The 25,975-nt window shown below is 73.2% G+C and carries 24 protein-coding genes and 5 pseudogenes; 18 read left to right on the forward strand and 11 right to left on the reverse strand.

The window, feature by feature from the left end:
* Window positions 1-317: pseudogene (locus tag LN037_RS25370) on the forward strand (alcohol dehydrogenase); the annotation flags it as partial.
* A gap of 152 nt (window positions 318-469) precedes the next feature.
* On the opposite strand, the gene LN037_RS25375 reads toward LN037_RS25370, so the two are convergent.
* Window positions 470-1,402, reverse strand: a complete 933-nt coding sequence (locus tag LN037_RS25375) for a LysR family transcriptional regulator (RefSeq protein ID WP_230758715.1) — start codon at window positions 1,400-1,402, stop codon at window positions 470-472.
* A 129-nt stretch (window positions 1,403-1,531) separates the two neighbouring features.
* Between LN037_RS25375 and solA the strand changes: the two genes are divergently transcribed.
* The 6 genes from solA (at window position 1,532) to LN037_RS25405 (ending at window position 8,409) form a co-directional block, all read left to right on the forward strand.
* On the forward strand, window positions 1,532-2,716 hold the full coding sequence (gene solA, locus LN037_RS25380) for an N-methyl-L-tryptophan oxidase (protein ID WP_230758718.1): 1,185 nt from the start codon (window positions 1,532-1,534) through the stop codon (window positions 2,714-2,716).
* 73 nt (window positions 2,717-2,789) lie between these two features.
* Window positions 2,790-4,094, forward strand: coding sequence for an aromatic ring-hydroxylating oxygenase subunit alpha (locus LN037_RS25385; RefSeq protein ID WP_230758722.1), 1,305 nt, complete (start codon window positions 2,790-2,792; stop codon window positions 4,092-4,094).
* Complete coding sequence (locus LN037_RS25390) at window positions 4,091-5,521, forward strand: aldehyde dehydrogenase family protein (RefSeq protein WP_230758725.1); 1,431 nt, start codon at window positions 4,091-4,093, stop codon at window positions 5,519-5,521. Before LN037_RS25385 ends, LN037_RS25390 begins: the two co-directional genes overlap by 4 nt.
* Window positions 5,512-6,444, forward strand: coding sequence for a PDR/VanB family oxidoreductase (locus LN037_RS25395; protein WP_230758728.1), 933 nt, complete (start codon window positions 5,512-5,514; stop codon window positions 6,442-6,444). Before LN037_RS25390 ends, LN037_RS25395 begins: the two co-directional genes overlap by 10 nt.
* Window positions 6,445-7,548 carry a mandelate racemase/muconate lactonizing enzyme family protein gene (locus LN037_RS25400; protein WP_230758733.1) on the forward strand — a complete coding sequence of 368 codons (1,104 nt, stop codon included), beginning with the start codon at window positions 6,445-6,447 and terminating at the stop codon, window positions 7,546-7,548.
* Window positions 7,549-7,644: 96 nt separating this feature from the next.
* On the forward strand, window positions 7,645-8,409 hold the full coding sequence (locus tag LN037_RS25405; protein ID WP_230758736.1) for an alpha/beta fold hydrolase: 765 nt from the start codon (window positions 7,645-7,647) through the stop codon (window positions 8,407-8,409).
* Between the two features lie 54 nt (window positions 8,410-8,463).
* On the opposite strand, the gene LN037_RS25410 is transcribed toward LN037_RS25405, so the two are convergent.
* Window positions 8,464-8,910, reverse strand: a complete 447-nt coding sequence (locus LN037_RS25410) for a hypothetical protein (RefSeq protein ID WP_230758739.1) — start codon at window positions 8,908-8,910, stop codon at window positions 8,464-8,466.
* A 173-nt stretch (window positions 8,911-9,083) separates the two neighbouring features.
* Here LN037_RS25410 and glsA point away from each other — a divergent pair, with 173 nt between their 5' ends.
* Together glsA and LN037_RS25420 are read left to right on the forward strand one after the other, a co-directional pair.
* Window positions 9,084-10,073 (forward strand): glutaminase A, encoded by a 990-nt coding sequence (gene glsA / locus LN037_RS25415; RefSeq protein ID WP_230758742.1) that lies wholly within the window; start codon window positions 9,084-9,086, stop codon window positions 10,071-10,073.
* A gap of 130 nt (window positions 10,074-10,203) precedes the next feature.
* Window positions 10,204-11,190: a TIGR03617 family F420-dependent LLM class oxidoreductase gene (locus LN037_RS25420; RefSeq protein ID WP_230758745.1), complete on the forward strand. Its 987-nt coding sequence runs from the start codon at window positions 10,204-10,206 to the stop codon at window positions 11,188-11,190.
* 15 nt (window positions 11,191-11,205) lie between these two features.
* On the opposite strand, the gene LN037_RS25425 is transcribed toward LN037_RS25420, so the two are convergent.
* From LN037_RS25425 to LN037_RS25435, 3 genes are all read right to left on the reverse strand, one after another.
* Window positions 11,206-11,952: an SDR family NAD(P)-dependent oxidoreductase gene (locus LN037_RS25425; RefSeq protein ID WP_230758747.1), complete on the reverse strand. Its 747-nt coding sequence runs from the start codon at window positions 11,950-11,952 to the stop codon at window positions 11,206-11,208.
* 84 nt (window positions 11,953-12,036) lie between these two features.
* The gene (locus LN037_RS25430) at window positions 12,037-12,804 is read right to left on the reverse strand and encodes a GAF and ANTAR domain-containing protein (RefSeq protein ID WP_230758750.1); all 768 of its coding nucleotides are present in this window, start codon (window positions 12,802-12,804) and stop codon (window positions 12,037-12,039) included.
* A 57-nt stretch (window positions 12,805-12,861) separates the two neighbouring features.
* A complete protein-coding gene (locus LN037_RS25435) occupies window positions 12,862-14,217 on the reverse strand; it encodes an MFS transporter (protein WP_230758752.1) in 1,356 nt (451 codons plus the stop codon).
* Window positions 14,218-14,357: 140 nt separating this feature from the next.
* On the opposite strand from LN037_RS25435, the gene LN037_RS25440 reads away from it, so the two are divergent.
* From LN037_RS25440 to LN037_RS25455, 4 genes are read left to right on the forward strand one after another with little or no spacing between them, the layout of a single operon-like run.
* The gene (locus tag LN037_RS25440) at window positions 14,358-14,837 is read left to right on the forward strand and encodes a cupin domain-containing protein (RefSeq protein ID WP_230758754.1); all 480 of its coding nucleotides are present in this window, start codon (window positions 14,358-14,360) and stop codon (window positions 14,835-14,837) included.
* 38 nt (window positions 14,838-14,875) lie between these two features.
* Complete coding sequence (locus tag LN037_RS25445) at window positions 14,876-15,955, forward strand: DUF1206 domain-containing protein (protein WP_230758756.1); 1,080 nt, start codon at window positions 14,876-14,878, stop codon at window positions 15,953-15,955.
* A 2-nt stretch (window positions 15,956-15,957) separates the two neighbouring features.
* Entirely contained in the window at window positions 15,958-16,650 is a 693-nt protein-coding gene (locus LN037_RS25450; protein WP_230758758.1) for a DUF998 domain-containing protein, read from the forward strand.
* Window positions 16,647-17,405 carry an alpha/beta fold hydrolase gene (locus LN037_RS25455; RefSeq protein ID WP_230758760.1) on the forward strand — a complete coding sequence of 253 codons (759 nt, stop codon included), beginning with the start codon at window positions 16,647-16,649 and terminating at the stop codon, window positions 17,403-17,405. The genes LN037_RS25450 and LN037_RS25455 overlap by 4 nt, the downstream gene beginning before the upstream one ends.
* Before the next feature lie 3 nt (window positions 17,406-17,408).
* Here LN037_RS25455 and LN037_RS25460 read toward each other — a convergent pair whose 3' ends face one another.
* Both LN037_RS25460 and LN037_RS25465 read right to left on the reverse strand, forming a co-directional pair.
* Window positions 17,409-18,341 (reverse strand): magnesium transporter CorA family protein, encoded by a 933-nt coding sequence (locus LN037_RS25460; RefSeq protein WP_230758763.1) that lies wholly within the window; start codon window positions 18,339-18,341, stop codon window positions 17,409-17,411.
* Between the two features lie 35 nt (window positions 18,342-18,376).
* Complete coding sequence (locus LN037_RS25465; protein WP_230758766.1) at window positions 18,377-19,225, reverse strand: helix-turn-helix transcriptional regulator; 849 nt, start codon at window positions 19,223-19,225, stop codon at window positions 18,377-18,379.
* 183 nt (window positions 19,226-19,408) lie between these two features.
* On the opposite strand from LN037_RS25465, the gene LN037_RS25470 reads away from it, so the two are divergent.
* The gene (locus LN037_RS25470; RefSeq protein WP_230758769.1) at window positions 19,409-20,065 is read left to right on the forward strand and encodes a DUF3159 domain-containing protein; all 657 of its coding nucleotides are present in this window, start codon (window positions 19,409-19,411) and stop codon (window positions 20,063-20,065) included.
* A gap of 134 nt (window positions 20,066-20,199) precedes the next feature.
* Here LN037_RS25470 and LN037_RS33870 read toward each other — a convergent pair.
* Window positions 20,200-20,616: pseudogene (locus tag LN037_RS33870) on the reverse strand (helix-turn-helix domain-containing protein); the annotation flags it as partial.
* Window positions 20,517-21,320 (reverse strand): annotated as a pseudogene (locus tag LN037_RS25480) (RsbRD N-terminal domain-containing protein); the annotation flags it as partial. The pseudogenes LN037_RS33870 and LN037_RS25480, both read right to left, overlap by 100 nt.
* A 127-nt stretch (window positions 21,321-21,447) precedes the next feature.
* Between LN037_RS25480 and LN037_RS25485 the strand changes: the two are divergent.
* Window positions 21,448-21,537, forward strand: a pseudogene (locus LN037_RS25485) (hypothetical protein); the annotation flags it as partial.
* Between the two features lie 48 nt (window positions 21,538-21,585).
* Here the strand turns inward: LN037_RS25485 and LN037_RS25490 are convergent.
* A pseudogene (locus LN037_RS25490) lies at window positions 21,586-22,203 on the reverse strand (transposase family protein); the annotation flags it as partial.
* Between the two features lie 777 nt (window positions 22,204-22,980).
* Window positions 22,981-23,292 (reverse strand): putative quinol monooxygenase, encoded by a 312-nt coding sequence (locus LN037_RS25495; RefSeq protein ID WP_006247389.1) that lies wholly within the window; start codon window positions 23,290-23,292, stop codon window positions 22,981-22,983.
* Window positions 23,293-23,399: 107 nt separating this feature from the next.
* On the opposite strand from LN037_RS25495, the gene LN037_RS25500 reads away from it, so the two are divergent.
* The 3 genes from LN037_RS25500 to LN037_RS25510 all read left to right on the forward strand — a co-directional run bounded on the left by LN037_RS25500 (window position 23,400) and on the right by LN037_RS25510 (window position 25,801).
* Window positions 23,400-24,341 carry a GlxA family transcriptional regulator gene (locus LN037_RS25500; RefSeq protein ID WP_185717352.1) on the forward strand — a complete coding sequence of 314 codons (942 nt, stop codon included), beginning with the start codon at window positions 23,400-23,402 and terminating at the stop codon, window positions 24,339-24,341.
* A gap of 276 nt (window positions 24,342-24,617) precedes the next feature.
* The gene (locus LN037_RS25505) at window positions 24,618-24,917 is read left to right on the forward strand and encodes a transposase (RefSeq protein ID WP_230758773.1); all 300 of its coding nucleotides are present in this window, start codon (window positions 24,618-24,620) and stop codon (window positions 24,915-24,917) included.
* Window positions 24,917-25,801 carry an IS3 family transposase gene (locus tag LN037_RS25510; protein WP_230758776.1) on the forward strand — a complete coding sequence of 295 codons (885 nt, stop codon included), beginning with the start codon at window positions 24,917-24,919 and terminating at the stop codon, window positions 25,799-25,801. Before LN037_RS25505 ends, LN037_RS25510 begins: the two co-directional genes overlap by 1 nt.
* Window positions 25,802-25,975 lie beyond the last annotated feature (174 nt).

The following is a 25,975-nucleotide window of genomic DNA, read 5'->3' on the forward strand; positions in this document are numbered from 1 at the left end:
AGACGGTCATCCGGCAGGCGTTCGACATCGTCGGCAAGGGCTCGACCGTGGTGATGGTCAGCCAGGCGAACGCGGCGAACAACACCATCCAGCTGCCCAGCGCCCTCATGGTCCGCAGCGAGAAGGTCCTCCGCGGCGCCCAGTTCGGGTCGTGCAACCCGCACCACGACATCCCCCGGCTCCTGCGGCTCTGGAACAAGGGGTCGCTGAAGCTCGACGAACTCGTCACCAAGCAGTACACCCTCGACCAGGTCAACGAGGGCTACCAGGACCTGCGCGACGGCAAGATCATCCGCGGGGTCGTGGTGCACGGCTGACACCGCTGCCGCACGGACGCGCCGCCCGTCACGCTCGACCGTGACGGACGGCCCGTTCGTGGCGGGCCCTGATCATCCATGACCGTGTCCATCTCCTGCACAAGACCGTGTACCGCTGTTCAACAGTGCGGGTGCCGCGTCGTCCGGCGTACTCAGCCCGTCACCGTCAGCTCCGGCAGCTCGTAGCGGCGGACCTCGCGCAGCGCGGCGAGCCCGGCGGAGACGGCGGGCTGGTCGGCGGACCCGCGGCGCACCGCGGTGATCACGTGCCGGGTGGGCACGGAGGCGCCGGCGATCGGGATGCGTCGGGTGTCGTCGTGGGCCGGCAGGTCGACCAGGCGCGGGATGAGCGCGACCCCGAACCCCCGGGCCACGAGGGCGGCTCCGGTGTCCCAGGTGTCGGCGTGGTGGGCGACGGCCGGGTCGAACCCGGCTCCGGTGCAGGCCAGCGTCACGAGCTGGTGGTAGGCCCGGCCCGGCGAGCCCATCACCCAGGGGTCGGCCGCGAGCTCGTCGAGCGAGACCGCGCTGCGGTCGGCGACGGGATGGTCCGGCCCGACGAGGACGTCGAGCGGCTCCTGGTAGAGCGGGGACTGCTCGAAGGCCGGGTCGGTCCGCGGCGGGATGCTCGGCGTCGCGACCACGACGGCGATGTCGGTGTCGCCCGCGGCGAGCAGGTCGAAGGCCCGGGCGGGCTCGATCTCCCGGAGCCCGACCCGCAGCGCCGGGTGCCGTTCACGCAGCAGCGCGAGCGCCCGGGGCGCGACGACGGCGGCCGCGGTGGAGAACCCGCAGATCCGCAGCGTCCCGGTCAGCTCGGTGCGGTCCTGGTGCGCCGCGAGGTCGGCCTGCGCGCGCTCCCACTGCGCCGCGAGCGCCGCCGCGTGCTCGAGCAGCGTGTGCGCCCCCGCCGTCAGCCGGACCGTGCGCCCCGTCGGCTCGAGCAGCACGACGTCGAGCTCGCGCGCCAGGGCCTGCATCTGGTGGGACACCGCGGACGGGGTGATGCGACAGACCTCGGCGGCCGCGGTGACGGTGCCGTGCCGGGCGATCGCCTCGAGCACCTTCAGCCGACGATCGATCATGTACCGATCGTACAAGGTCACGTGTACGAACCTTCGTTGGACGCCATGAATTGATCACCGCAGACTGAGTGAGCACCCCGGGGGCCCGGCGCCGCACCCCACCCACGCACCACATCTCTGGAGTCCGTCATGGACACGTATCGCGCCATCGTCGTCGGCTGCGGCGGCCTGGGTTCCGCCGCGCTGTACCGCCTCGCCGCCGAGCTCGGACCCGGCGTCCTGGGCCTCGAGCAGTTCGAGCTCGGGCACTCCCGGGGCGCCTCCCAGGACCACTCCCGGATCATCCGCCTCGCCCAGCACCAGCCGCAGTACGCCGCGCTCGCGTCGGCGGCCTACAAGGCCTGGGACGAGGTGGAGGGCGAGTCGCTGCAGCAGATCGTCACCCGCACCGGCGGCCTCGTCATGGAGGACCGGGCCGCACGCCGGGGCGCGGCGACCGGCAGCCGCAACATCGAGGGCTACACCGCGATGTTCGACCGCTTCGGCTACGCCTACGAGGTCCTCGACGCCGACGAGCTGGTCGCCCGCTGGCCCCAGTTCTCCGTCTCCGGCGACGTGCAGGCCCTCTACCAGCCGGAATCGGGCATCGTCGACGCCGCCCGCGCCAACGCCACCCACCTCGCCCTGGCCCGGGCGCACGGCGCCGAGGTCCGGTCGCACACCCCGGTGCGCTCGATCCGACCCGACGGCGACGGCGTCGTCGTGGTCACCGACACCGACACCATCCGCGCCGACCGCGTCGTCGTCGCCGCCGACGCGTGGACCAACCAGGTGCTCGCCGACACGGGGCTGCAGCTGCCGCTGACCGTGCTGCGCGAGCAGGTCACCTACTACTCGACCCCGCACCTCGCGGAGTTCGCGCCGTCGCGGTTCCCCGTCTTCATGTGGCACGGCGCCCACAACTTCTACGGCTTCCCCGTCTACGGCGAGGTCGCCACGAAGCTCGGCCAGCACATGGGCGGCGAGGAGACCACGGCCGACTCCCGTTCCTTCGTCCCCGACGACGTGCGCCGGGAGCGCTACGCCGCGTTCCTCGACGCCCACGTGCCCCGCTTCCTGGGGCCGGAGCTGTACTCGAAGACCTGTCTCTACACCGTGCCGCCGGACCAGAACTTCATCCTCGACCGGCTGCCCGAGCACCCGCAGATCGTCGTCGCCAACGGAGCCGGGCACGCCTACAAGTTCGCCGCCCTCATCGGCTCGCTGCTCGCCGACCTCGCCCTCGACCGCGCCCCGGCCCACCCGGTCGACGCGTTCACGCTCGACCGGCCGGCGCTGACCGACCCGACGTTCCCGCGCAGCTTCCATGTCTGAGCCCTGGTTCGTGACCGAGCGGGCCGCGCTCCCGCCCCACACCTCGCACCCGCCGCCGAGAGGAGTCCCCGCGATGACCGGGACCGTCGCCCGCGCCACCGACCCGAACGCCGCGCTCCCGGCCCGCCCGGTCGACCCGGCCCGGTTCACCGAGGAGGAGACCTACCGGCACACCCGGCTGCCGGTCGACCTGGCCTCGACCCTCATCCCGGACGCCTACTGCTCGCCGGAGTTCTTCGCGCAGGAGCAGGAGCGCGTCTTCACCACCAGCTGGGTCGCGGTGGGCCTCGTCGGCGACGTCGACGCGCCGGGGCGGTGCCTCGTCGTCGAGGTCGCCGGGCGTTCGATCCTCATCACCCGCAACCGCCACGGCGAGCTGCGCGGCTTCCACAACGTCTGCCGCCACCGCGCGACGAAGCTGCTCGACGCGGACGCCCGCGAGGTCGGCCACCGCAACCGCATCCGCTGCCCGTACCACAACTGGACCTACGACACGGACGGCGCGTGCCTCGGCACGCCCCTGTTCGAGGGCTCCGACGTGCCGGCCGGCGAGGAGGCCGTCTTCGACCAGGTGGCCCAGGGCTTCGACAAGGCCGACTACGGCCTGCTGCCGGTGTCGGTGGACAGCTGGGGCTTCTTCCTGTTCGTCAACCTCTCGCCAGACCCGCAGCCGTTGACGACGGCCCTCGGCGACCTGCCGCAGCGGTTCGCCGACTACCGCCTCGACGAGTGGACCGCGCAGCGCCGGCTCACCTACGACGTCGCCGCGAACTACAAGCTCGTCGGCGAGAACTTCATGGAGTACTACCACCTGCCCTGGGTGCACCCCGAGCTCAACCAGGTGTCGAAGTTCTCCGACCACTACCGCTGGCAGGGACCCGGGCTCTACACCGGCATGTGCACCACCCCGGTGTCCGGCAACACGGACGCGGGCGGCTGGGACGGACTCGCGCCGCTGAGCTCGCTCGGTCGGCAGGACGCCGACGCGGGGCGCTTCGTGTGGCTCTTCCCCTCGACCGCGCTCGTCGTGCTGCCCAACCACGCGTTCGTGCTGTTCAACCGACCCGCCGCGGCGAACCGCACCGTCGAGACCGCCGTCCTGCTGACCCACCCGGAGTCGGCCGACGACCCCGACGCCGAGGCCGGCATCGAGCAGCTCGCCAAGTTCTGGGACCTGGTCAACCGCCAGGACCTCGAGATCGTGGAACGGGTCCAGGAGGGCCTGGAGAACCCCGCCTACCGCGGCGGGCGGATGTGCTTCCGCTTCGAGGAGCCGCTGCACCGGTTCCAGAACATGGTCATCGACAAGATGGTCGGCCTCGATCGCGTCCCGGGCGGTGACGAGGACACCATGACGCGGATGTTCCCCGACCCGTGACCGCCACCGTCGAGGTCCCCCGCGCCCACGAGGCCCTCGACGGGCGCACGCTGCCCGTCGAGGACCCGGCCACCGAGGTGACCGTCGCGCACGTCGCCCGGGGCGGATCCGCCGAGGTCGACCGGGCGGTCGCCGCCGCGCGGTCCGCCACCCGCACGATGCGCGACACCCTCCCGCTCGAGCGGGGCCGCGCCCTGCGACGCCTCGCCGCCGAGGTCGACGCCGCCGCCGACGAACTCGCGCGCCTCGAGTCGCTCGACACCGGCAAGCCACCCGCCCTGGCGCGCGGTGAGATCGCCGGCTGCGTCGGCTACCTGGACTACTACGCCGGCGCCGCCACCGCCCTGCAGGGCGACACCATCCCGCTCGGCCCCGGCACGCTCGCCTGGACCACGCCCGAACCGGTCGGGGTCACCGCGCACATCGTGCCCTGGAACGCGCCGCTCTCCATGCTCTGCCGCAGCGTCGCGCCCGCCCTCGCCGCCGGGAACACCGCCGTGGTCAAGCCCGCGGAGCAGACCCCGCTGACCGCGCTGCGGTTCGCCGGGCTCGTCGAGGCCGCCGGGTTCCCCACCGGCACCTACGAGGTCGTCACCGGGCTCGGCGCCGAGGCCGGCGCCGCCCTCGCCGCGCACCGGGGCATCGGGTCGCTCACCTTCACCGGCTCGGTCGCCACCGGCCGCGCGGTGCTGCGCGCGGCGGCCGAGCACGTCACCCCCGTCGTCACCGAGCTCGGCGGCAAGAGCCCGCAGATCGTCTTCGCCGACGCCGACCTCGACGACGTCGCACGCCAGGTCGTCACCGGCTTCACCGCCAACTCGGGGCAGTACTGCGACGCGGGTTCGCGCCTGCTGGTCGAGCGCGCCGTCGCCGCCGAGCTCGTCGAGCGCATCCGCGCGCGGGCCGGCGCCCTGACGCTCGGCGCACCGGCCGACGACCCCGACCTCGGACCGATGGTCAGCGCCGACCACCGCCGACGGGTCGACGGGTACGTCGAGCTCGGCCGCGCCGAGGGCGCCCACGCCCCGGTTCCGCCGCAGACCCTCCCCGGCGCCGGGCACTTCGTCGCGCCGACCGTGGTCACCGGGGTCGCACCGACCATGCGCATCGCCCGCGAGGAGATCTTCGGGCCGGTCCTCGCGGTGCTCGAGTTCGACACCGAGGAGCAGGCCCTCGAGCTCGCCGACGCCACCGACTACGGCCTGGGGGTCGGCATCCACACCGCCGACATCGACCGCGCCCTGCGCATCGCCGACCGCGTCGACGCCGGCTACGTGATGATCAACGACTACTTCGCCGGCGGACCCGCGGTCCCCTTCGGCGGCACCAAGCTCTCCGGCACCGGACGCGAACGCGGCCTCGTCGCCCTCGAGAGCTACCTCGCCCGCAAGACCGTCGTCGCCCGGAGGAGAGCCCCGTGGAACTGATCGTCCGTGACCGCCGCGACGAGGCCGACGGCGTCGTCTCCCTGACCCTCGCGCACCCGGGGGGCGACGACCTGCCGACCTGGACCGCGGGCGCCCACGTCGACGTCACCGTCGACGAGGGTGTGGTCCGCCAGTACTCGCTGTCCTCCGACCCGGCGGATCGCGGCGCCTGGCGGCTCGGGGTCCTGCGTGAACCCGCCGGGCGGGGAGGGTCGGAGTTCGTCTGCACCAAGCTCGACGTCGGCGACCTCGTCGAGGTCTCCGCGCCCCGCAACCACTTCGAGCTCGCGCCCGCCGCCCGCTACCTGTTCGTCGCCGGCGGCATCGGCATCACCCCGATCCTCGCCATGATCGCCACCGCCGAGGCCCGCGGCGCGGACTGGACCCTGCTCTACGGCGGACGCACCCGGTCGTCGATGGCGTTCCTCGACGAGCTGGCCGTCCACGGCGACCGGGTCACCCTCGTCCCGCAGGACGAGCAGGGGCTCCTCCCCCTCGCCGACGTCCTCGGGCCGGCCGGCCGGGACACGCTCGTCTTCGCCTGCGGACCGGAGCCGATGCTCGCGGCCGTGGAGACGCACGTCCTCGACCGGTCCGCGCTCCACCTCGAGCGGTTCACGCCGAAGGTCGTCGAGGCCGAGGGGCCCGACGAGGCCTTCGAGGTCGAGTTCGCGAGCTCCGGGCTCACGGCGACCGTCCCGGCGGAGGCCTCGATCCTCGAGATCGCCGAGGAGCTGAACCTCCCCGTCGACTTCTCCTGCCGCGAGGGCACCTGCGGCAGCTGCGAGACCCCGATCCTCGACGGGCGTGCCGACCACCGGGACTCCGTGCTCGACGGCGCCGAGCAGGCGGAGAACACCTGCCTGATGATCTGCGTGTCCCGTGCCGAGCGCGGGTGCACCCGACTGCGCCTGGAGCTGTAGGTGAAGATCGCCCGCATCCGTGTCCACCAGGCGCTGCTCCCCGTCGTCGGCGGGGCGTACCGGATGTCGCACACGACCGTCGAGGCGCTCGACAGCACGCTCGTCGAGATCGTCACCGACGACGGCCGCAGCGGGTGGGGCGAGACGTGCCCGCTGGGGCCCGTCTACCAGCCCCATCACGCCCTCGGCGCGCGCGCCGCGCTCGAGCAGATGGCGCCCGGGCTCGTCGGGACCGAGATCGAATCCCCCCGGGCGTTCGCCGCCCGGATGGACGGGCTCCTGGCCGGCCACGGGTACGCGAAGGCCGCGCTGGACACCGCCGTGCTCGACCTCCTCGGCCGGCAGCTCGGCGTGCCCGTGTCGACGCTGCTCGGCGGTGCCCTCGTCGACTCGGTGCCGTCGTACTACTCGGTGATCGTGGGCGACCCGGACGTCGGTGCCCGCGCGGCGGCGGAGAAGGTCGCCGCCGGGTACCGGCGGGTGCAGCTCAAGGTCGGCGGCCGCGACCTCGACCGCGACGTCGAGTCCGTGCGCGCCACCTGGGACGCGATCCGTGGCCGGGCCCGGCTCGCCGTCGACGCCAACCGCGCGATGACCGCGGCGCACGCCCTCCAGTTCGACCGGCTGTGCGCCGACGTCCCGTTCACCCTCGAACAGCCCTGCGCCCCCGTCGAGGAGATGGAGTCGCTGCGCGGCCGGCTGGTCCACCCGGTCTTCCTCGACGAGAACACCGAGGACGTCGCGACCGTCCTGCGCGTCGTCGCGGGCGGGACGGCCGACGGCTTCTCCTTCAAGGTCACCCGCCTCGGCGGGCCGACGCGGGCCGCCGTCGCACGCGACCTCTGCGCGCTGCGCTCGCTCCCGCACACCGTCGACGACGCGTGGGGCGGCGACGTCATCGCGGCCGCCTGCGTCCATCTCGCCGCCACCGTCGACCCGCGCCTGCTCGAGGGCACGTGGATCGCCCACGACTGGGTCGAGGGGCACTACGACGACGAGCACCCCGTCGTCGTCCGCGACGGACGGATCGCCGTGCCCGCCGGCCCCGGCCTCGGCGTCCGGCCCGACCCGGACCGGCTCACCCCGGTGGCGACCTACGACTGACCGGACGACGCCCCCGCCGACCCCACCCCTCTCGACGGGAGCGTCGTCCTCCGATAACTTGCGTGTCATCTAACAAGTTATCGGGAAGGTGACTCCATGCCGCGCACTCCCCTCGTCCTCGTCCACGGCAACCCCGAGTCGGCGGCCGCGTGGGGGCCGCTGATCGGTGAGCTCGACCGGGCGGATGCGGTCGCCCTGTCCCCGCCCGGCTTCGGCGTCCCCGCACCCCGGGGCTTCGACCGGTCGCCCACCGGCTACCGCGACTGGTTGGCGTCCCAGCTCGAACTGTTCCGCGATCCGGTCGACCTCGTCGGTCACGACTGGGGCGGCATCCACGTCGCGCACCTGGCCATGAGCCGTCCGGACCTGATCCGCAGCTGGGCCTCCGACGCCCTCGGCGTGTTCGCACCCGACTACGCCTGGCACCCGCGGGCCCAGGTGTGGCAGCAGGAGGGCCCCGGAGAGGCCTCGGTGCGCGAGATCTGGGGAGGCGACCTGCAGCAGCGGCTCGCGGTGGCCTCGGCGCTGGGGATGACCGGGCGCATGGCGGAGCGGGTCGCGGCCGGGATGGATCCCGAGATGGGCGGTGCCGTCCTCGCCCTGCTGCGCGCCGCCCGGCAGCCGGCCATGGCCGAGGCCGGCACGCTGCTCCCCGACGCCGCCCGCCGACCCGGGCTCGCGCTCATCGCGCTGGACGACGTCGAGCGGGCCAGCGGGACGGTGGAGCAGCACGAGTGGGCCGCTCGCGAGGCGGGCGCCCGCATCGCCCGCCTCGCGGGCGTCGGGCACTGGTGGCCGGAGGAGACCCCGACCCCGGTGGCCGCGGCCCTCACGACCTTCTGGGGCGGACTCGACGGGTGACGCCGACCGGCGGGCGGAGGCCCCGACCGCTCCGGTCGGGGCCCCGCGCTCAGGTCACGTCGACTCCAGGTCGTAGCTCACGACGTCCCCGTCGACGGCCGTGACGGTGGCGCGGATGCCGGCCGTGGGGTCACCCGGCGTCGAGCAGGTGGTGGTCGCGCCGACCTCGGCCCGGAGGTCACCGCAGATCCAGAACCCCGAGCCGCCGGCGCCGCTGACCTGGCTCGCGATCCGCTCCCCGGGGACCTCCCCCGGGCCGAACAGGTCGCCGATCTCCCCGAGCCCGCCGACGAGCTGCACGACGGAGAACACGATCGAGACGATCGCCAGCAGGAGCCCGGCGACCGGTCCGACCCGCGACCTCCCGGGCGACGACGGCGGTGGGGCCTCCGCGGTGCCGGACCCGGATTCGGCGTCGGACCCGGCGGTCGCGGCGGACCCGGCGGTCGCGGCGGACCCGGCGGTCGCGGTGGCGGCGGTGGGGGTGTCGTGCTGCGTCATGGCGGTGCTCCTCGCTGCGGGGCCGCTCCTGGGACGGCGGCCCGACCCCGCAGAGCCTCGTCGCCCGCGGGCGGGAGCACCGCCACCGCCGTCACGCTGCGTGTGTCACCGCGGCGACACAACGGAGCGGGGACCCCACTCCGGAGCTCCGGCGTTCCGGCACACTCCGGGCCATGGTGGACCCGAGCGAACGCCAGATCGTCCAGGACCAGCTCGAGGAGCTGCACACCCGGCACGGGAGCAGCCCGTTCGACGACGTCGTCAGCTACTACCCGCCGGAGGCCGAGGCCGAGCGCGACCTGTTCGGCGTGGCGGGCGTCAACGTCGACGGCACCTGCTGGTCGATCGGGGACTGCGGCGTGCGCTTCCCCCTGCACTCGGTGTCGAAGGTCTTCACGTACGCCCTGGCGCTCGAGGACCACGGGCGGGCCGAGGTGATGCGCCACGTCGGCGTCGAGCCCTCCGGCGACCCCTTCAACTCGATCAGCTTCGACGAGGCCAACAACCGGCCCTACAACCCTATGATCAACGCGGGGGCGCTCGTCGCGGCGAGCCTCGTCGACGGGTTCGACGCGCAGGACCAGGTCGGACGCATCGTCGAGCGCTACCGCCGCTACACCGGCAACCCGCACCTCGACGTGGACCGGGCGATCCTCGACGAGCAGCTGCGCAGCAACGACCGCAACGTCGGGCTCTGCTACCTCATGCGCTCGCTCGGCATGCTGCACGGCGACATCGACCGGATCGTCGAGGTGTACCTGTCGGCCTGCTCGATCACGGTGACGGCGGCCGAGCTCGCCGTCATGGGCGCGACCCTGGCCAACGGCGGGCTCAACCCGCTGACCGGCGAGCGCGCGGTGGAGCGGTCGCACGTGCGCGACGTGGTCAGCGTGATGATGTCCTGCGGCATGTACGACGCCGCCGGTACCTGGGCCACCGAGGTCGGCATCCCCGCCAAGAGCGGGGTCTCGGGCGGGATCGTCTGCGTGCTCCCCGAGTACTTCGGGCTGGGCACCTACTCCCCCGGCCTCGACGTCCACGGCAACTCGGTCCGCGGCGTGGCCCTGTGCCGCGAGCTCTCGGAGTCCTTCGGGCTGCACGTCTTCGCCGACCCGGCCGAGTCGGTGTTCGGCCGCGTCGCCCAGCCCGACCGGCAGCGATAGGTCCGGGCCGTAGGCAGATGATCATGTCGAGCGCGACGCCCGGCCTGTCGCGCTCGGCATGATCAATTGCCTACGAGGTCGGACCGCGAGGGCGTTCCCGACGACGGGTCGGGCCCGGTAGGAACGCCTCATGAAGATCGACGCCCGCCTGGACACGTCCCTGACCGCCGTCGCCGGGGACGTGCGGGCCATCGAGGAGATCGGGTTCGACGGGGCCTGGAACACCGAGAACCGGGCCGACCCGTTCCTCTCGCTGACCCTGGCGTGCGAGCACTCGGAGCGGCTCGCGCTCGGGCCGTCGGTCGCGATCGCGTTCGCCCGCACGCCGATGACGGTCGCGTACCCGTCCTGGGACCTGCAGCGGTTCTCGGAGGGGCGGCTGATCCTCGGGCTGGGGAGCCAGATCCGGCCGCACGTCGCGCGGCGGTTCTCGATGCCCTGGTCGGAGCCGGCCGACCGGATGCGGGAGTTCGTGCTCGCCCTCCGCGCGATCTGGCGGACCTGGGCCACCGGGGAGCGCCTCGAGCACCGCGGCCGCTTCTACGAGCACACGCTCATGGCCCCGGCGTTCACCCCGCCCGCGAACCCCTCCGGCCCGCCGCCGGTCTTCCTCGCCGCGGTCGGGCCGCGGATGCTCCGCGTCGCCGCCGAGGTGGCGGACGGCCTGTTCGTCCACCCGTTCTGCACCGAGGCGTACCTGCGCGACGTGATCGTCCCCGAGGTCACCGCGCACCGGCCGGCGGACGCCGCGCCCCTGCAGATCGCTCTCTCGCCGTTCGTCGCGCTCGACGAGAGCGACGTCGAGGCGGTGCGCCGGCAGATCTCCTTCTACGGCTCGACCCCCGCCTACCGCCGGGTGCTCGAGCTCCACGGGCAGGGCGACCTGCAGACCGAGCTGCACCGGATGTCCAAGGAGGGGCGCTGGGACGACATGCCCGCCCTCGTCGACGACGACCTCCTGCACGCCATGTGCGCCGTCGGCTCCCCCGGCGAGGCCGCCCGGACCCTGCGGGCACGCTACGGCGGCGTCGCCGACCGCCTGCGGCTCAACCGGCCCGGCGACACCCCGCCCCCGCCCACGCACTTCGCCGAGCTCGTCGACCTCCTGCGGCGGTGAGGGGCGGGACCCCGCTCAGCGCCACCCGCCGTCGAGGCGCAGGACCGACCCGGAGGCGTACGACGAGGCCGTCGTCGCGAAGAACAGCACCGCGCCGACGATCTCGTGCGGCTCGCCGCAGCGGTCCAGCGCCACCTGCGACTCGACCGCCTCGCGCATGCCCTCGGCCCAGTGCTCGGAGATGTCGGTGAGGAACGGTCCGGCCTGGATCGTGTTGACGCGCACGGTGGGGCCGAACGCCTGCGCGAAGCCCTCGGTGAGCACGTGCAGGCCGGCCTTGGCGGCCGCGTAGGGCAGCGCCTGCGGGCTCGGCCGGATCGCCTCGATCGACCCGATGTTGATGATCGACCCGCCACCGTCGTCGACCATCCGGGAGCCGATCAGCGCCGTCAGCCGGAACGGGCCGCGCAGGTTCACCGCGACGACCTTGTCGAACAACGACTCGCTGACCTCGGGCAGGCTCGGGTAGTGCGGGGAGAGCCCGGCGTTGTTCACGAGCACGTCGACCCGGCCCCAGCGGTCCCGCACGGTGTCGGCCAGGTGGTCGCACTGCGCCCAGTCGCTGACGTTGACCGCGACGGGCAGGGCCTCGGCGCCGAAGCGGTCGCGGACCTCCGCGGCCACCTCCTCGCACGCCTCGAGCTTGCGGCTCGCGATCACCACCCGGGCGCCGCGCTCGGCGCACGCGAGCACCACCTCACGGCCCAGTCCGCGGCTCCCGCCGGTCACGACGACGACCCGGCCGCCCAGTTCGCTCTCCACGACCACGCTCCTCTCCCCCGGTTGCTCCCGGGAGAGGGTGGACCATCGCCCGGGTCACCGTCGGACGACGGGGCGCGGGAAGGGTCAGCGGGCCGGGCCGCGTCCCGCGTCCTCGGCCTCGCGCACGAGCCACTCCGCCACGGAGGCCAGCTTGAGGTTGGTGTTCTGCGAGGACTCGACGAGCATCGAGAACGCCCGCTCCTGTCCGACCCCGAAGCGCTCCATGAGGATGCCCTTGGCCTGCCCGATCGTGTCCCGGCTCTCCACGGCGACGGTGAGGCCCTCGATGCGCTTCGCGCCGTGCAGCACCAGCGCCGCCTGCGCCGCGAAGAGCCGGCCGGTGTCGGCGGTGCCCTCGTCGAACACGTGGGTGCGGGAGGAGTAGAGGTTGAGCGCGCCCGCGCTGCCGCGCTGGGCGAACAGCTGGAAGGACATGAGGGACCCGATGCCGCGCTCCGCGGCCGCCCGGGCGTAGCGGGGCCATCGGTCGTGCGCGCGGCTCATGTCGTCGACGAGGGTGCGCTGCTCGTTCCAGATGGAGTCCAGGCACGGACCCTCGCCGAGCTCGTTCTGCAACCGGTCGAGGTCGTGGACCACCTCGCTGCTGGGAGCGTGGGACTCGACATGTCCGCCCTTGGTGACCAGCGAGACGCCGGCCTGCTCGACGTGGGGCACGGACTGGATCGCGCCCCGCACGACGAGGCCGAGCGTGTGGTCGATCCCCTCCGAGTCCCCGCGTTCGAGCAGGTTGCGGGCGGCCTCCTCGAGGGTGTGCGCGAGGTCGGCCCCGATCCGCTCCCCCGGTTCCCGGGCGACCTGGTCGTCGCGGTCGCCTTCCTGTGTGGACGCCATGGGACCCACTACCCGATGAACGAAGGCGATGACACGCCGACGTCGCCCGGAGCCCGACTAGAGCGACGCGGAGCGCTCGTCGTCCCGCGCCACGGTGGCCGTCCCGCCCGCGCGCAGCGACTCCTTGTACGGGTCGGGCGACAGGAACGCCGTCACGATCGTGATCAGCACCATCGCCGACATGTACACGGCGATCCAGTCGTAGCCGCCGGTCGCGTCGAGCAGGGCGGTCGCGATCACGGGGGCCAGACCACCGGCGAACACGCTCGCGCCCTGGGCGCCGATCGAGGCGCCGCTGTAGCGGACCTCGGGCTCGAACAGCTCGGAGAAGTAGGCCGGCTGCGGGGCGTAGACCGCCGAGTTGCCGACGTTCACCGCGATCACCGTCGCGAGGACGATCAGCGGCAGCGACCGCGTGTCCAGCGCCCAGAAGTACGGCCAGCTCATCGCGAGCAGCACGAACGAGCCCCACAGCACCACCGCGCGGCGGCCGAAGCGGTCGCAGGCCCAGCCGTAGAACGGGATCGTCGCGAGCCCGATGGCGGAGGAGACGATCACCGCGATCAGCAGGTCGCCGCGGGCCATCCCGAGCACCACGGTGCCGTAGGTCAGGACGAAGGTGGTGTGGATGTAGAACGTGCTGTTCTCCGCGAAGCGCAGGCCGGCCGCGCGCAGCACGTTGAGCGGCTGGCGTCGCAGCACGGCGAGCACCGGTTGGCGCTCGATCCGCCCCTCGGCCCGGGCCGCCTCGAACACCGGCGATTCGGCGACCTTCAGCCGGATCGCGATCCCGACGGCGACCAGGACGATCGAGGCGAGGAACGGCACCCGCCAGCCCCAGGCGATGAAGGCCGCGTCGGACATGGCGGCCGACATCGCGAGCAGGGAGACGTTCGCGATCAGCATGCCGGCCGGCACCCCGATCTGCGGGAAGCTGCCGAAGAACCCGCGGCGGTGCGGGGGTGCGTACTCCACGGCCATGACGGCGGCCGCGCCCCACTCCCCGCCGAGGCCGATGCCCTGGATGATCCGCAGCAGCACGAGCAGCACCGGCGCGGCGACGCCGATCGCCTCGTAGGTGGGCAGCAGGCCGACGACGAACGTGCCGCCGCCCATCATCAGCACCGACAGCACGAGCATCGACTTGCGGCCGATGCGGTCCCCGAAGTGGGCGAACACCACCCCGCCGAAGGGCCGGGCGACGAACCCGACCCCGAACGTGGAGAGCGCGAGCAGCGTCCCGGTGAGCGGGTTCGCCGTCGGGAAGAAGACCTTGTTGAACACGAGGGCGGCGGCCGCGCCGTAGACGAAGAAGTCGAACCACTCGATCGACGTGCCGATCAGCGTCGCGGAGGCGACGCGACGCGTCTCCTTCGCGGTCGGGGCGGGGCGGGCGCTCGCGGCGGCTTCCATCGACGTCCTCCGACCTGGCGTGACGCGGTGTGGTGTGACGCGCACCATAGGTGGCGGCCGCCCGAGATCGCCAGGTTCGTCCCGGTGGACGGGAGGAACGGACGGTCCTCCCGAGGCCGCCCCCGCAGTACGGTCCCGGCATGGTCGACGGTGACGAGATCGTGCTGGGTCCCCTGCCCAAGGGGATCGTGCGGGCCGGTGAGGGCCAGTACCGCCGTGTGTGGAACGTGCTCGGCCACACCTACTGGGCCCGGGCCGTCAGCGAGTCGAGCTTCGCGTTCGAGACGCTCGACCCGCCCGGCACGGGCGTGCCGCCGCACGTGCACCCGAAGCAGGACGAGCACATCCACGTCCTCGCGGGCGTCTTCACGCTCTACCTCGACGGGCAGTGGGAGACCGCCGGGCCCGGCGACACCGTGCTGATGCCGCGCGGCCTGCCGCACGCGTACTACAACCGCTCCGAGGCCGACGCCCGCGCCCTGTTCTGGGTCAGCCCCACCGGGCGGCTCGCCCACCTCTTCGACCGGCTCCACGACCTCACCGATCCCGACGAGGTCGTGCGGCAGTCCGCGCTGCACGACGTGGACTTCCTCCCGCCGGGCTCCGTCCCGGGAGCCTGAGCGGCGAGACGCGCGTCTCGCGGACCGGCGGGACACGGGTGGGTACTCGGGCGCTCCACGGCCACGTGCGGGGTGTTCGAGGAGGAGCCATCACCACCGAGGAGCCGACCGGCGACGCCGCGGCCGCCGACACCTCGCGCGAGGACGCGGCGTCGAACCGGCTGCAACGACGGGCCGGGCGCGCCACGGCGAGGGCGCAGGCGCGGGCCGACGACGCGGCGGGCCGGGCCGCACGGGCCGACGGGGTCGCCGCGGCGGTCCGGGCGCGCACCGCGCAGGCCGCCCACCGGACCCACGGCGCGCTCACCGGCCTGGGCGCGGCCGGCGAGGGCGAGGCCCCCGTGCGCGCCGTCGAGCTGCTCGGGCGGGTCGGGCTCGTCGGGTACGGGCTCGTGCACGTGCTGATCGGGGTGATCGCCGTCCACCTCGCGGTCGCGGGACGCGGGGAACCCGACCAGCAGGGCGCGCTCGGCGAGCTGGTCGACCGCCCGGTCGGGGTCGTCGCCCTCGCCGTAATCGTGGTGGGACTCGTGGCCTTCGCGCTCTGGCAGGGTCTCGGCGCGGCCGCCGGCTTCCGGTGGACGTCGGGCGGGGTGCGGTTCCGCAAGCGGACGGGGGCCGGTGCGAAGTGCGTCGCGGTCCTCGCCGTGGCCGTCGCCGGGGCGCGCCTGCTGCTCACCGGCTCCTCGGGCGGCTCCAGCTCGACCCGCACGGAGACCGCCTCGGCCGCGCTGCTCGCGCTCCCGGCGGGCCGGGTGCTCGTCGCCGTCCTCGGGCTGGTCGTCGTCGGGATCGCCGTGGCGGCCGCCTACACCGGGATCGCCCGCACCTTCTCCGACGACCTGGACTACGACCGACTCCCCGACCGGCTGCGCCGGCCCGTGGAGTGGCTCGGCGTCGTCGGCCACGTCGCGCGCGCCGTCGCCTTCGCCGTCGTGGGCGTCCTCTTCGGGCTCGCCGCGCTGTCCACCGACCCGCGGCGGGCCGGTGGACTCGACCAGGCGCTCACCACCCTCGCCGCCCAGCCGTACGGGACGGTCCTGCTGCTCGTCGTCGCCCTCGGCTTCGTCGCGTTCGGGCTGTACACGTTCGCCGAGTCCCGGGCGCGGCGGGTATGACCGTGGCCTCGCGCCGCGCGGCGCTCACCGACCGCGTGGTCGGGTCGGTGACGGTGGCCGCGGGCGTCGTCTACTCGGCGTTCCTCGCGACCCCGCTGCTCGGGGCGCGGCTCGACCCCGGGCGCTCCTACGTCAGCGAGCTCGCGGCGCTCGACCAGCCGCACAGCGCGGTGTTCCGCACCGTCGACGCCGTCGTCGGGCTCGTCGTCGTCCTCGCCGGCGGCCACGTGGTGCGACGCGGCCGGGTGGCCGCCGTGCGGGGGGCCGGCGTCGCCCTCGCGCTGTTCGGCGTGGCCACCCTGCTCGACGTCGCCGCGCCGATGACGTGCGCGCCGTCGGCCGACGCCCCGTGCGCCGCGGCCGAGGCGTCCCGGTCGGCCCTCGCGTTCGGCGTGCACGAGGTGTCGAGCCTGCTCGCCAACGCCGCCGCGATCGGGGCCGTCGGGCTGCTCGCGGTCGCCCGGTCCCGGGACCGCGGTGCCGACCAGCCCGCCTCGCCGCTCGAGGGGACGCTCCTCGTCGGGCTGGCGCTGATCGCGTCGTCGGGGCTGGTCGTGGTGCTGGAGGAGACGGTGGGGCTGGGCCTCGACGCGGTCGTCGGATGGGTGCAGCGGGTGCAGGTCCTGACGCTCTCCGCCGTCCTCGTCACGATCGGCCTGGTGATCGTGGCCGGCTCGCGCTGGAGCCGGCGGTGACCGGCACGGTGGTGGTGGTTCCGGGGCTCGGGTCGACGCCCGCCGAGTGGGACGAGGTGGTGCGGGCCCTCCCCGCGGACGTCGCGGTGCTCGTCGTCGACCCCGCGGAGGCCCCGCCGCTGCGCGACCGCGCGGACTGGACCCCCGACGCCGTCGCCGCCCGCCTCGCCGCCCGGGTGGCCGACGCGGCGCGGCCCCTGCTGCTCGTCGGGCACTCGTCGGGCGGGCTCCACGTGCAGGCCCTCGTGTTCTCGGGCGCCGACGTCGCGGGCGCGGTCCTGGTCGACGCCTCCCACGAGGCCTCGGTGCGCCTCGCGCCGACCGCACTGAGCGCGCTCGGGCGCCGGGTCGCCGACCTCGTCCTGGCCACGGGCGTCACGACGTGGCTCGGCCCGCGCCTGCGCCGGCTCGGGGTCCGGCTCGCCACGACCCGCCGTCGGGACCGCCTGGCACCGGCCGCGCTCCGGGCCGTCTACGGCTCCCGCGCCTGGGCCACCACGACGGTCGACGCCTGGTTCGGGCACGGTCCGCTGCAGGCCGGCATCCTCGCGTGGCAGCGCGAGCGCGCCGCGCCCGCCGTCCCGGTGCGGCTGGTGGTCGGCGCGGCCGGCGGCGGTCGTTGGCCGGCGGTCCAGCGCGACCTCGCCGCGCGGCTCGGGGCCCCCGCCCCGCTGCTGCTCGCCGACGCCGCGCACCTCGTGCACCTCGACCGGCCGGACGCGGTGGCCGCCGCGATCCGGTCGCTGCTCGGGTGAGGGTCAGTCCTCGGGCCGCGTGCGGTCCAGCAGCCCGGTCCGGCGCAGCCACAGCACGATCGCCAGGCACGACACCAGGGTCCCGCCCACCCCGAACACGAGGAACGCCCAGCCCGAGCCGATGTGGTCGAGCATCCACTGGAAGTTCGTGCCGAAGAAGCCGGTGAGCGCGGTCAGCGGCAGGAAGATCGTCGCGACGATCGTCAGCCGCTCCTGCACCTCGTTGGAGTACGTGTCCAGCATCCCCTGCAGGGACTCGCGGTCCGCCTCGATCTCGTCGAGCGCCTGCGACAGGTGGTCGCCGACGTCCGCCAGGTAGGCCCGCGACTCCTCGGCGTCGGCGGAGATCGCCACCACCTGCTCGACGATCCGCGGCCACACCTGGCGCTGGACGGCGAGCGTGCGCCGGAGCCCGTTGAGCCCGCGCCGCAGCACGGCCATCCGGTCGCGGTCCCGGGCGCGGGGGTGGTCGAAGATCGTCCGCTCGAAGGCGTCGACCTCGTCGGCCACCACCTCGAGCCCCTCCGTGAGGGAGTCGACCACCGCGTCGATCACCCGGTACACGAGCTCGCCCGTGCTGCAGTCGCCGCCGTCGAGCCGGCGCCGGACCCGGTCGAGCTGCGCGGGCGGCCTCCGGCTGATCGTCACCACGGTCGCGTCGACGACGTGGACGTGCACCTCGACCAGCTCCGGGACGCCGCCGGGCTCCATGGTCAGCCCGTACACCACGAGCAGGAGCTGGTCGGGGTAGCGGTCGAGCTTCGGGCGCTGGCCGAACTCCCGGCTGTCCTCGAGCGCGAGCGAGTGCAGCCCCAGGACCCCGGCGACGGCCTCCAGCTCCGCGGGGTCGGGGTCCCGCAGGTCCAGCCACGTCGGTTCGCGCCGCGCGTGGCGCGCGTCCAGTTCCTCGAGGTCCATCCGGTCGCGTACGAGCACGGCGGCTGGTCTACCCGGGGAGACCGCCGCGGAAGCTACTCGCTCCGGACGACGGGTCGCGGGCCGAGCACCGACAGCAGCTCCAGCTTCTCGTGGCTCTCGGTGCCCGGGACGGCCGTGTAGACCAGCAGCAGGTGGGACTGCGCGGGGTCGACCAGCGTCTGGCAGTTGAGCTCCAGCAGGCCCACCTCGGGGTGCACGAAGCGTTTGACGTCGGCCGGGCGGACGCCCACCTCGTGGGTCTCCCACAGCCGGCGGAACTCCTCGCTCTGCGGGAGCAGGAGCTCGGCGAGTCCGGCGGCGCGGGACTCCGGCCCGCGCAGCGTGACGATGCCGCGCAGCCCGGAGACGTACACCCGGGAGAGGGTCGCGTGGTCCTCGGGGGCGTAGCGCGCCCGCATCGCCGGATCGGTGAACCACCGGTAGCCGAGGCTGCGCGCCGGGCCGGTGTAGGCGGTGGTGTCGCCGGTCAGGGCCACCCCCATCGGGGTCTGGCGCAGCGTCTCGCCGATCTCGGTCACGATCTCGGCCGGGGTGTCGGTCAGTCGGTCGAGGATCCGAAGCAGGCCCGGGCTGACGTGCTCGCTCGTGGCGCCGCGCAGGGGCGGACGGTGGCCGGCGAGCCGGAACAGGTGGTCGCGCTCGTCGAGCGAGAGGTGCAGCCCCTGCGCGATCGAGGCGATCATCTGCTCGGAGGGCTGCGGGCCCCGCTCGCGCTCGAGCCGCGAGTAGTAGTCGGTGGACATGTGGCACAGCGCCGCCACCTCCTCGCGGCGCAGCCCGCTCGTCCGGCGCCGCGGCCCGCGGGACAGCCCCACGTCCTCGGGCTGCAGCGCCTCGCGGCGCCGCCGCAGGAAGTCCGCCAGCCCGGTCCGGTCGATCATCCGCGCGTCCTCTCGTCAGCCGCCGCCCCCGTTCCTACCGGCGACGCCGCGCCGCAGCCACGGACCGCCGATCCCCCCGTCGGGGCACGAACCGGATCCGCGAGCCTCGGATCGGGAGGCCGTGGCTGCGCCGGCGGGCACCGGCCACGGTCGGGACCACACACCCCGAACCGCGGAGGACCCGTGACGACGACCGATCCCGCACCGCCCGTCGACGAGCACGACCAGGAGTCCCTCGGTGGCGCGCTGCGCCGCACCCTCGCCCGCTCCGGCGGGGCGACCGGCATCCTCGTCGCCGCCACGCCCGCCGTCGCCTTCGTCGTCGCCGACGCCGTCGCCGGGCTCACCTGGGCGTTCGTCGCCCTCGCGGTCGCCGCGCCCGCCGCGGCCGGCCTCCGGCTCGCCCGCCGCGAGTCGGTCCGGGGCGTCCTGGTCGGCCTCGCCCTCGCCGGGGTCTGCGCGGTCGCCGCCGCCGTCTCCGGGGAGGCCCGGGCGTTCTTCCTGCTGCCCACGCTCCTGCCCGCCGTCCTCGGCGTCGTCTTCCTCGGCTCGGTACTGGTCCGCCGACCGGTGGCGGGGACGTTGTTCAACCGCCTCGTCGGCGGTCCCGACGACTGGCGCTCGCACCCCGCCCTGCTGCGCGTCTACACGCTGGCGACGCTCGCCGGCGTCGCGTTCCACGCCGTGAACCTCGCCCTGCGCGGAGTGGCCTACCTCGACGACCAGCCGGCGGTCCTGGCCGCCCTCGGCGTCGCCGCCGCGCCCGCCTTCGCCGTGCTCGCCGCCGTCACGCTCGTCGCCGCCCGGCGCGCCGTCACCGCCGCCCCGTCCCCGGCCTGACCCGTCGGCGCCGCTGCCGCGGCGGGCGCCTCCGCGGCGGGGACGACCGGGGGCCACCCCAGGTGCCGGCACACGAGCAGGGCCACCTCGACGTCGAGACGGCCCTCCGTGACCGGGTGGCCGAGGACCTCCTCGGCGCGGCGGAGCCGGTAGTGCACGGTGTTCTTGTGCAGGTGCAGCCGCGCGGCCGCCTCGGAGGAGCTGCGGTCGGCGGCGAGGTAGGCGTGCAGCGTCTCGCGGAGCCGGCCCGTCGCCTCGTCGGCCGCGGCGAGCCCGCCCAGGGTGCGCGCAGCCAGGCGTGCAGGTCCTCGTGGTGCTCCGCGAGCAGGGCCGGGAGGGCGACCTCGTCGTAGTCGACCACCGCCGGCCCGTCCGGTCGCAGCTCCGCGAGGGCCCGCGCCCGCCAGGCCTCCCGGTGGCTCGTCCGGAAGCCCTCGAGGCCGCTCCCCGCGCCGCCGAGCGCGACGCGCAGGCCGGGGTGGGCGCCGGCCAGCCGCGCGAGCGCCGCGGGCCGCACCGCGAGGCGGGTCGTCGCGCTCCACCAGACCCACAGGCAGTCGTGCTCGGCGAGGACCGACAGCGGCGCGCGGCCGGCCACCGCGACGAGGCCGGCCTCGACGTCGCGCATCACCGGTCCCGGCTCGGGCGCCCAGAGCACCGCGGCCCGGTGCCACCCGCGCAGCGGGGCGCCGAGCGTCTCCTCGGCCGCGCCGACGTCCAGGTCGGGGTCCGAGAGCACGGCGCGGATCGTCGCGGCGCGCGCGGCGTCCGATCGCGCGTCCCAGGTGCGGCGCTCCTCCTCGTAGATGTCGATGAGGCCCTCGATGACCTGGTCGATGTAGCGGTTGGTCCGCGCCCCGAGCTCCGACGTCGCGGCGAGGACGGTCCGCGCGTCGAGGTCGAGCCCGCCCAGCGCGCGCAGGGACCACTGCACGAAGCGGTGCTCCCCGAGGCGGTAGGCCCGCAGCAGCGCCTCGAGGGACAGGTCGCGCTGCGCGAAACGGCGGGCGTACTCGGCCGCGGCCACCGGCACGGTGAGGTCGTCGAACGCGATGCCGTGCTCGAGCAGGTCGACGATCGCCGAGAGGTTCGACGCTGTGCTCGAGACCATCAGCTCCCGCACGGCGTCGTCGTGCCGGAACTCCGGGATGACCTCGACGAAGTGCTCGGTCATCTCGCGGGTCAGCGCCGGCAGCGTCCCGGCGATGCCGCGGGCGACCGTGGCGACGACGGCGTCGACGTCGGCCTGCTCCATGCCGGCGGAGCCTATCCAGCACCGTTTGTGCCGGCGGCACAACGGTCCCCACCGGCTTCGTGACCGGGGAATATGGTCCCGATCACAACCCCTCCCTACCGTTTCGCCGCAGTCGGGAGGAGAGATGATGGGATTCACGACGGGGACGTTCCCGCCGGTCGAGCCGGCGGAATTCCTGCAGCGGCCGCTGATGGAGCGGATGAAGGTGCTGGCCCTGCACTGGGTCGATCACGGGTTCGGCACGCCGAAGATGATTCCGACGACCTACGTCGTGCAGCCTTGCTGGGCCGGCGCCATCGCGGACCGGGGTGAGGTCGATGATCACGGTGACGTTTTTGTCGCCACGCCTGGTGTGGCGCCAGACGTGCTCATCGACGCCAATGACCTTCACGCCCTCGAACCGCGTGGGGTCGTTGATCAGCAGCCGATTGCCTTCGGCCAGGACCGCGTCGTTGGCGGTGTCCCACGCGACCCCGAGTCCCTCGGCGACACGGGCGACGGTGAGGTGTGCGACCACGATCCCTTCCAGCGCCCACCGCAACCTGGTGCGCGAGAGCTTCGCGCGTGGCTCCGCCGCGGCGCTGGTGTCTTGGCGCCACAGGTGTCCGCAGTCGGCACAGCGGTAGCGGCGCACTACAACTTCCAGCACGGTCGGTCGCCAGCCCAGCGGCTCGTGGGCCAACCGCCGGATCACGGTGTCACGAGCAGCGCCTTCGCTGCCGCACCGTCGGCAAGACTGATCTGGTTCCACCACGCGGCACGCGAGGACCGCACGATCCGGTTCAAGTCGTTGCCCGGTCACGCTCAGACCGAGGCCGTCGAGTCGAGCGAAGGCGGTCAGGTCAGGGCGGCCGAAGCCGGCCGGCGGGGTAGCGTCGGACACGTCGAGGTCTTTCGGATGGATGGCGTAGGAACCTCCATCGTCGGGAGACCTCGACGTCTATCTGCGGACCGACGCGCCCGGCCGACCTACAACCCTCATCTGGGAAGAGCCCGCAAAGCCGACGTGATTAGGTCGTCGGTTCGATTCCGACAGGCGGCTCCGGCGAACAGCCCCTGACCTGCGCAAACGCAGGGCAGGGGCGGTTCGGTTCTGGTGGTCGCGCGATGCGCTGGCCTCACGGCTCTGCCCGACACCGACGTCGCTCTCCTCTGCGACGGCCCCCTCGCCGGCCGAGCGCTCGCGGCCGGCCTCCTGTCCGTGTGCCGATATGCCTCGCTCCGCTCGGCAACGCAGCGTGGCGTTGTGTCGCGACCTGGACGTGCGAGGTGTCAACGGTGCGTCGGCGCAGCGATCGTTGTGTGCGCAGCGAGATGCTCCATGCCGCACGCGCGGCGCGCACGAACGCAACGCCCCGGAACGCCAACGACCCGTCATCGCCGCGACGCGCAACGCGTCTCCCGTCACGGCAACGGATCGCAACCACGACCCGCCCACGGCGCCGCGCGGGACGGAGGGCAAGTTGACACAGTTGCGCTGCCATGGAACCGCGCTGGCTCTCTCGATGACCACCGGTGAAACAGTGCCGCTCCAGGCTTGCGCCCGGTGTTGCCTGGCCTCCTCGTGATCGGCCCGTCGGGGATCGTCAACGTGGTGCGGGTGTCGAGGCGGTCGGGTCCGACGGCTCGGCGGGGCGCGATCGTCTCGTGCGTTGGCGGACTACGGGAGCTTGGACGCCAGGACGTCGGCCGCCAGGATCTCGGGTGCTGCGCCGAGGAGGTGCTGGTTGGCCATCAGGGCTGCGACGATGGCGCCGTTGGCATGGGCGTCGCGAGCGGCCTCGTCGGGGAATGCATCGAAGATCCAGAAGGTGTCGGCGTGGGTCCTAGCCGCGAACCAGACAATCGTTCCTACTTCTTCGTTGGCGAGTGCGACAGCGCCGGCGAGCAGATCGGCGAGCGCGTCGTGCTGTCCATCGGCCGCGACGATCTTGGCGACGAAGGCATACGGAAGTGATGCGGGTGTGGACATGAGGGGTTCTCCTTGAAGTCGGGGTTCTTCGTGGGGCGAGTTCAGCGTATGACGAGCGAGGGCCGGTGGGGAGTGGCGTATACGGCAGTATTGCTATTGTTCGCGCCATGCGTATCGGACTGATCGCGATCGACGGCTGCTTCGGTTCGGCGGTCGCGTCGGTCATCGACATCGTGCGGGTGGCCGACGGAGCCCGCGGCGACGTCGACCCGCGGATCGACCCGATCGAACTCGCCATCCTCGGACCGAAACGGCGAGTGACCACGACGGCATCGATGACCCTGTCGGTGGACCACCCGCTGTCGGAGTCCGGAGAGTTCGACGTGGTCGTCGTCCCTGCGCTTGGAACCCTCACGGCCGCCGCGACCCACGACGCCCTCCAGAGCCGAGATGCTCGTTCGGTCATCGCCTCACTCGGGCGCCTCGACGACGCGACCACCCGGATCGCCGCGGCGTGCACCGGCGTGTTCGCCGTCGCCGAGACCGGACGGATGCATCATCGGCGGGCGACGACCAGCTGGTTCCTGGGGCCGGAGTTCCTGAAGCGCTATCCGACCGTCGCCCTCGATCTCGACACCATGGTCGTGGTCGACGGGAACCTCGTCACCGCCGGCGCCGCCTTCGCCCACATCGACCTCGCGCTCTCACTCGTGCGATCGATCAGCCCCGACCTGGCCCAACATGTCGCCAAGCTCCTCATCATCGACGAGCGCCCGTCGCAGGCGGCCTTCGTCGCCTACGAACATCTCCGGCACGAGGACCCGATCGTCGTCGAGTTCGAACGCTTCGTGCGCGTCCGCCTGGACGAACCGTTCAACGTCGCCTTCGTCGCGCAGTCGCTCGGCACCAGCCGGCGCACCCTCGAACGACGAGTCCGTGCGGCGCTCAACCTCACTCCGCTCGGCTTCGTCCAACGGCTTCGCATCGAACGAGCTCGGCACCTCTCAGCAACCACGGACCTCACCTCCGCCGAGATCGCGCGACGGGTCGGCTACGCGAACGCCGAGACTCTGCGCTCCCTCCTGCGCAGGGAGCGACGCCGTTCCTGACCTATCGCCATGCCTGTAGCCGGTGTCCTAGCGCTCGGTTGGAACCACCTCTCAGCACGTCGCGTCGACGCTCCTGCGTCGCCCCTGGACGACCCACGCGACACGCCCGCAGCACAGGCCATGTGACGTGCCCCGGCTTCCCGGACGGTCGGGGTTGGGTGGCTGTGATGTCGCTGCGTTCTCGTCGAGGGGGTCAGCAGACCCGATCTGAGCTTGACCCCTCCCACCGGACACCTCGCCTGAGGTGGACCCGGTCCGCCAGGGAGGATCGTCTTCGTGCCTGCCCCACACGCGCCTGAGTTCCGGCGTCGAGCGGTCGAGCTTGCCCGTCTGGGCGAGCAACCCGTCGCCCAGATCGCGAAAGAGCTCAGCATTTCCGAGTCCTGCCTGCGGAACTGGATGGCCCAGGCCGACGCCGACGACGGCAAGAACGGCGTCGAGCAGGGCCGCTTGAGCACCGATGAGCGAGCCGAGCTCGCCGAGCTGCGGAAGAAGACGAAACGACTCGAGGTCGAACTCGAGATCGTCAAGCGGGCCGCGGCGTACTTCGCGAAGGAGAACGTCCTCCCAAAGTAGTGTTCCCGCTGGTCTGTGAACTCGCCGACGACGGCATCGACGTCACGGTGGCCTGCCGGGTCCTGAACGTTTCCCGCTCCGGATACTACGAATGGCGGACCGGGGTGAAATCGGGGCGCGCCCAGCAGAACGAGTTGCTGGCCAAGGTGATCGAGAAGATCCACAGCGAGTCCCGCGGCACCTACGGCGCGCCGCGGGTGCACGCCGAACTCGTCCTCGGGCTCGGCGAGCGGGTCAACCACAAGCGGGTGGCCCGGCTCATGCGCGAGGCCGGGCTGCAGGGCCTCTACCGGCGCCGCACCCGCCGCTGCACCCGACGCGACCCTGCCGCCGACCCCTACCCGGACCTGGTCGACCGGGACTTCACCGCCGCCGGCCCGGACCGGCTGTGGGTCACCGACATCACCGAACACCACACCAGGGAAGGAAAGATCTACGCTGCGGCGGTCCTCGACGTGTATTCACGACGGATCGTGGGCTGGTCAATCGATGACAACATGCGCACCGAACTGGTCACCGACGCCCTCGGTATGGCGATCCTGCGCCGGAAACCGATCAGCGACGGCTCCACGGTCCTGCACTCCGACCACGGGTCACAATTCACGTCGTGGGCGTTCGGGCGGCGTCTGGTCGAGGCGGGGATCGTCCCGTCGATGGGTTCGATCGGTGACTGTTACGACAACTCGATGATGGAATCGTTCTGGGGCACGATGCAACTCGAACTGCTCGACTCCCGCAAGTGGGAATCACGCACTGAACTTGCGACCGGGATCTTCGAGTGGATAGAGTGCTGGTACAACCCGATCAGACGCCATTCCAGCATCGGAATGCTCTCACCGGTCGACTTCGAAGCCCGCCACACCAGCCCCGACCAAGATCACTGACCCCACACCCCAGGTGTCCGGTCTACGGGGTCAAGCTCAATCAGGGTCGATTGGGATGAGCCGCGAAGGCGGTCAGGTCAGGGCGGCCGAAGCCGGCCGGCGGGGTAGCGTCGGACACGTCGAGGTCTTTCGGATGGATGGCGTAGGAACCTCCACCGTCGGGAGACCTCGACG

Source organism: Actinomycetospora soli (assembly GCF_021026295.1).
Classification (GTDB): Bacteria; Actinomycetota; Actinomycetes; order Mycobacteriales; family Pseudonocardiaceae; genus Actinomycetospora; species Actinomycetospora soli.

Coding starts and splice junctions, on each gene's coding strand:
- LN037_RS25375 (WP_230758715.1), bottom strand. CDS start 1,402: ATGATCGATCGTCGGCTGAAGGTGCTCGAGGCGATCGCCCGGCACGGC.
- solA (WP_230758718.1), top strand. CDS start 1,532: ATGGACACGTATCGCGCCATCGTCGTCGGCTGCGGCGGCCTGGGTTCC.
- LN037_RS25385 (WP_230758722.1), top strand. CDS start 2,790: ATGACCGGGACCGTCGCCCGCGCCACCGACCCGAACGCCGCGCTCCCG.
- LN037_RS25405 (WP_230758736.1), top strand. CDS start 7,645: ATGCCGCGCACTCCCCTCGTCCTCGTCCACGGCAACCCCGAGTCGGCG.
- LN037_RS25410 (WP_230758739.1), bottom strand. CDS start 8,910: ATGACGCAGCACGACACCCCCACCGCCGCCACCGCGACCGCCGGGTCC.
- glsA (WP_230758742.1), top strand. CDS start 9,084: ATGGTGGACCCGAGCGAACGCCAGATCGTCCAGGACCAGCTCGAGGAG.
- LN037_RS25420 (WP_230758745.1), top strand. CDS start 10,204: ATGAAGATCGACGCCCGCCTGGACACGTCCCTGACCGCCGTCGCCGGG.
- LN037_RS25430 (WP_230758750.1), bottom strand. CDS start 12,804: ATGGCGTCCACACAGGAAGGCGACCGCGACGACCAGGTCGCCCGGGAA.
- LN037_RS25435 (WP_230758752.1), bottom strand. CDS start 14,217: ATGGAAGCCGCCGCGAGCGCCCGCCCCGCCCCGACCGCGAAGGAGACG.
- LN037_RS25440 (WP_230758754.1), top strand. CDS start 14,358: ATGGTCGACGGTGACGAGATCGTGCTGGGTCCCCTGCCCAAGGGGATC.
- LN037_RS25465 (WP_230758766.1), bottom strand. CDS start 19,225: ATGATCGACCGGACCGGGCTGGCGGACTTCCTGCGGCGGCGCCGCGAG.
- LN037_RS25495 (WP_006247389.1), bottom strand. CDS start 23,292: ATGTCCACACCCGCATCACTTCCGTATGCCTTCGTCGCCAAGATCGTC.
- LN037_RS25500 (WP_185717352.1), top strand. CDS start 23,400: ATGCGTATCGGACTGATCGCGATCGACGGCTGCTTCGGTTCGGCGGTC.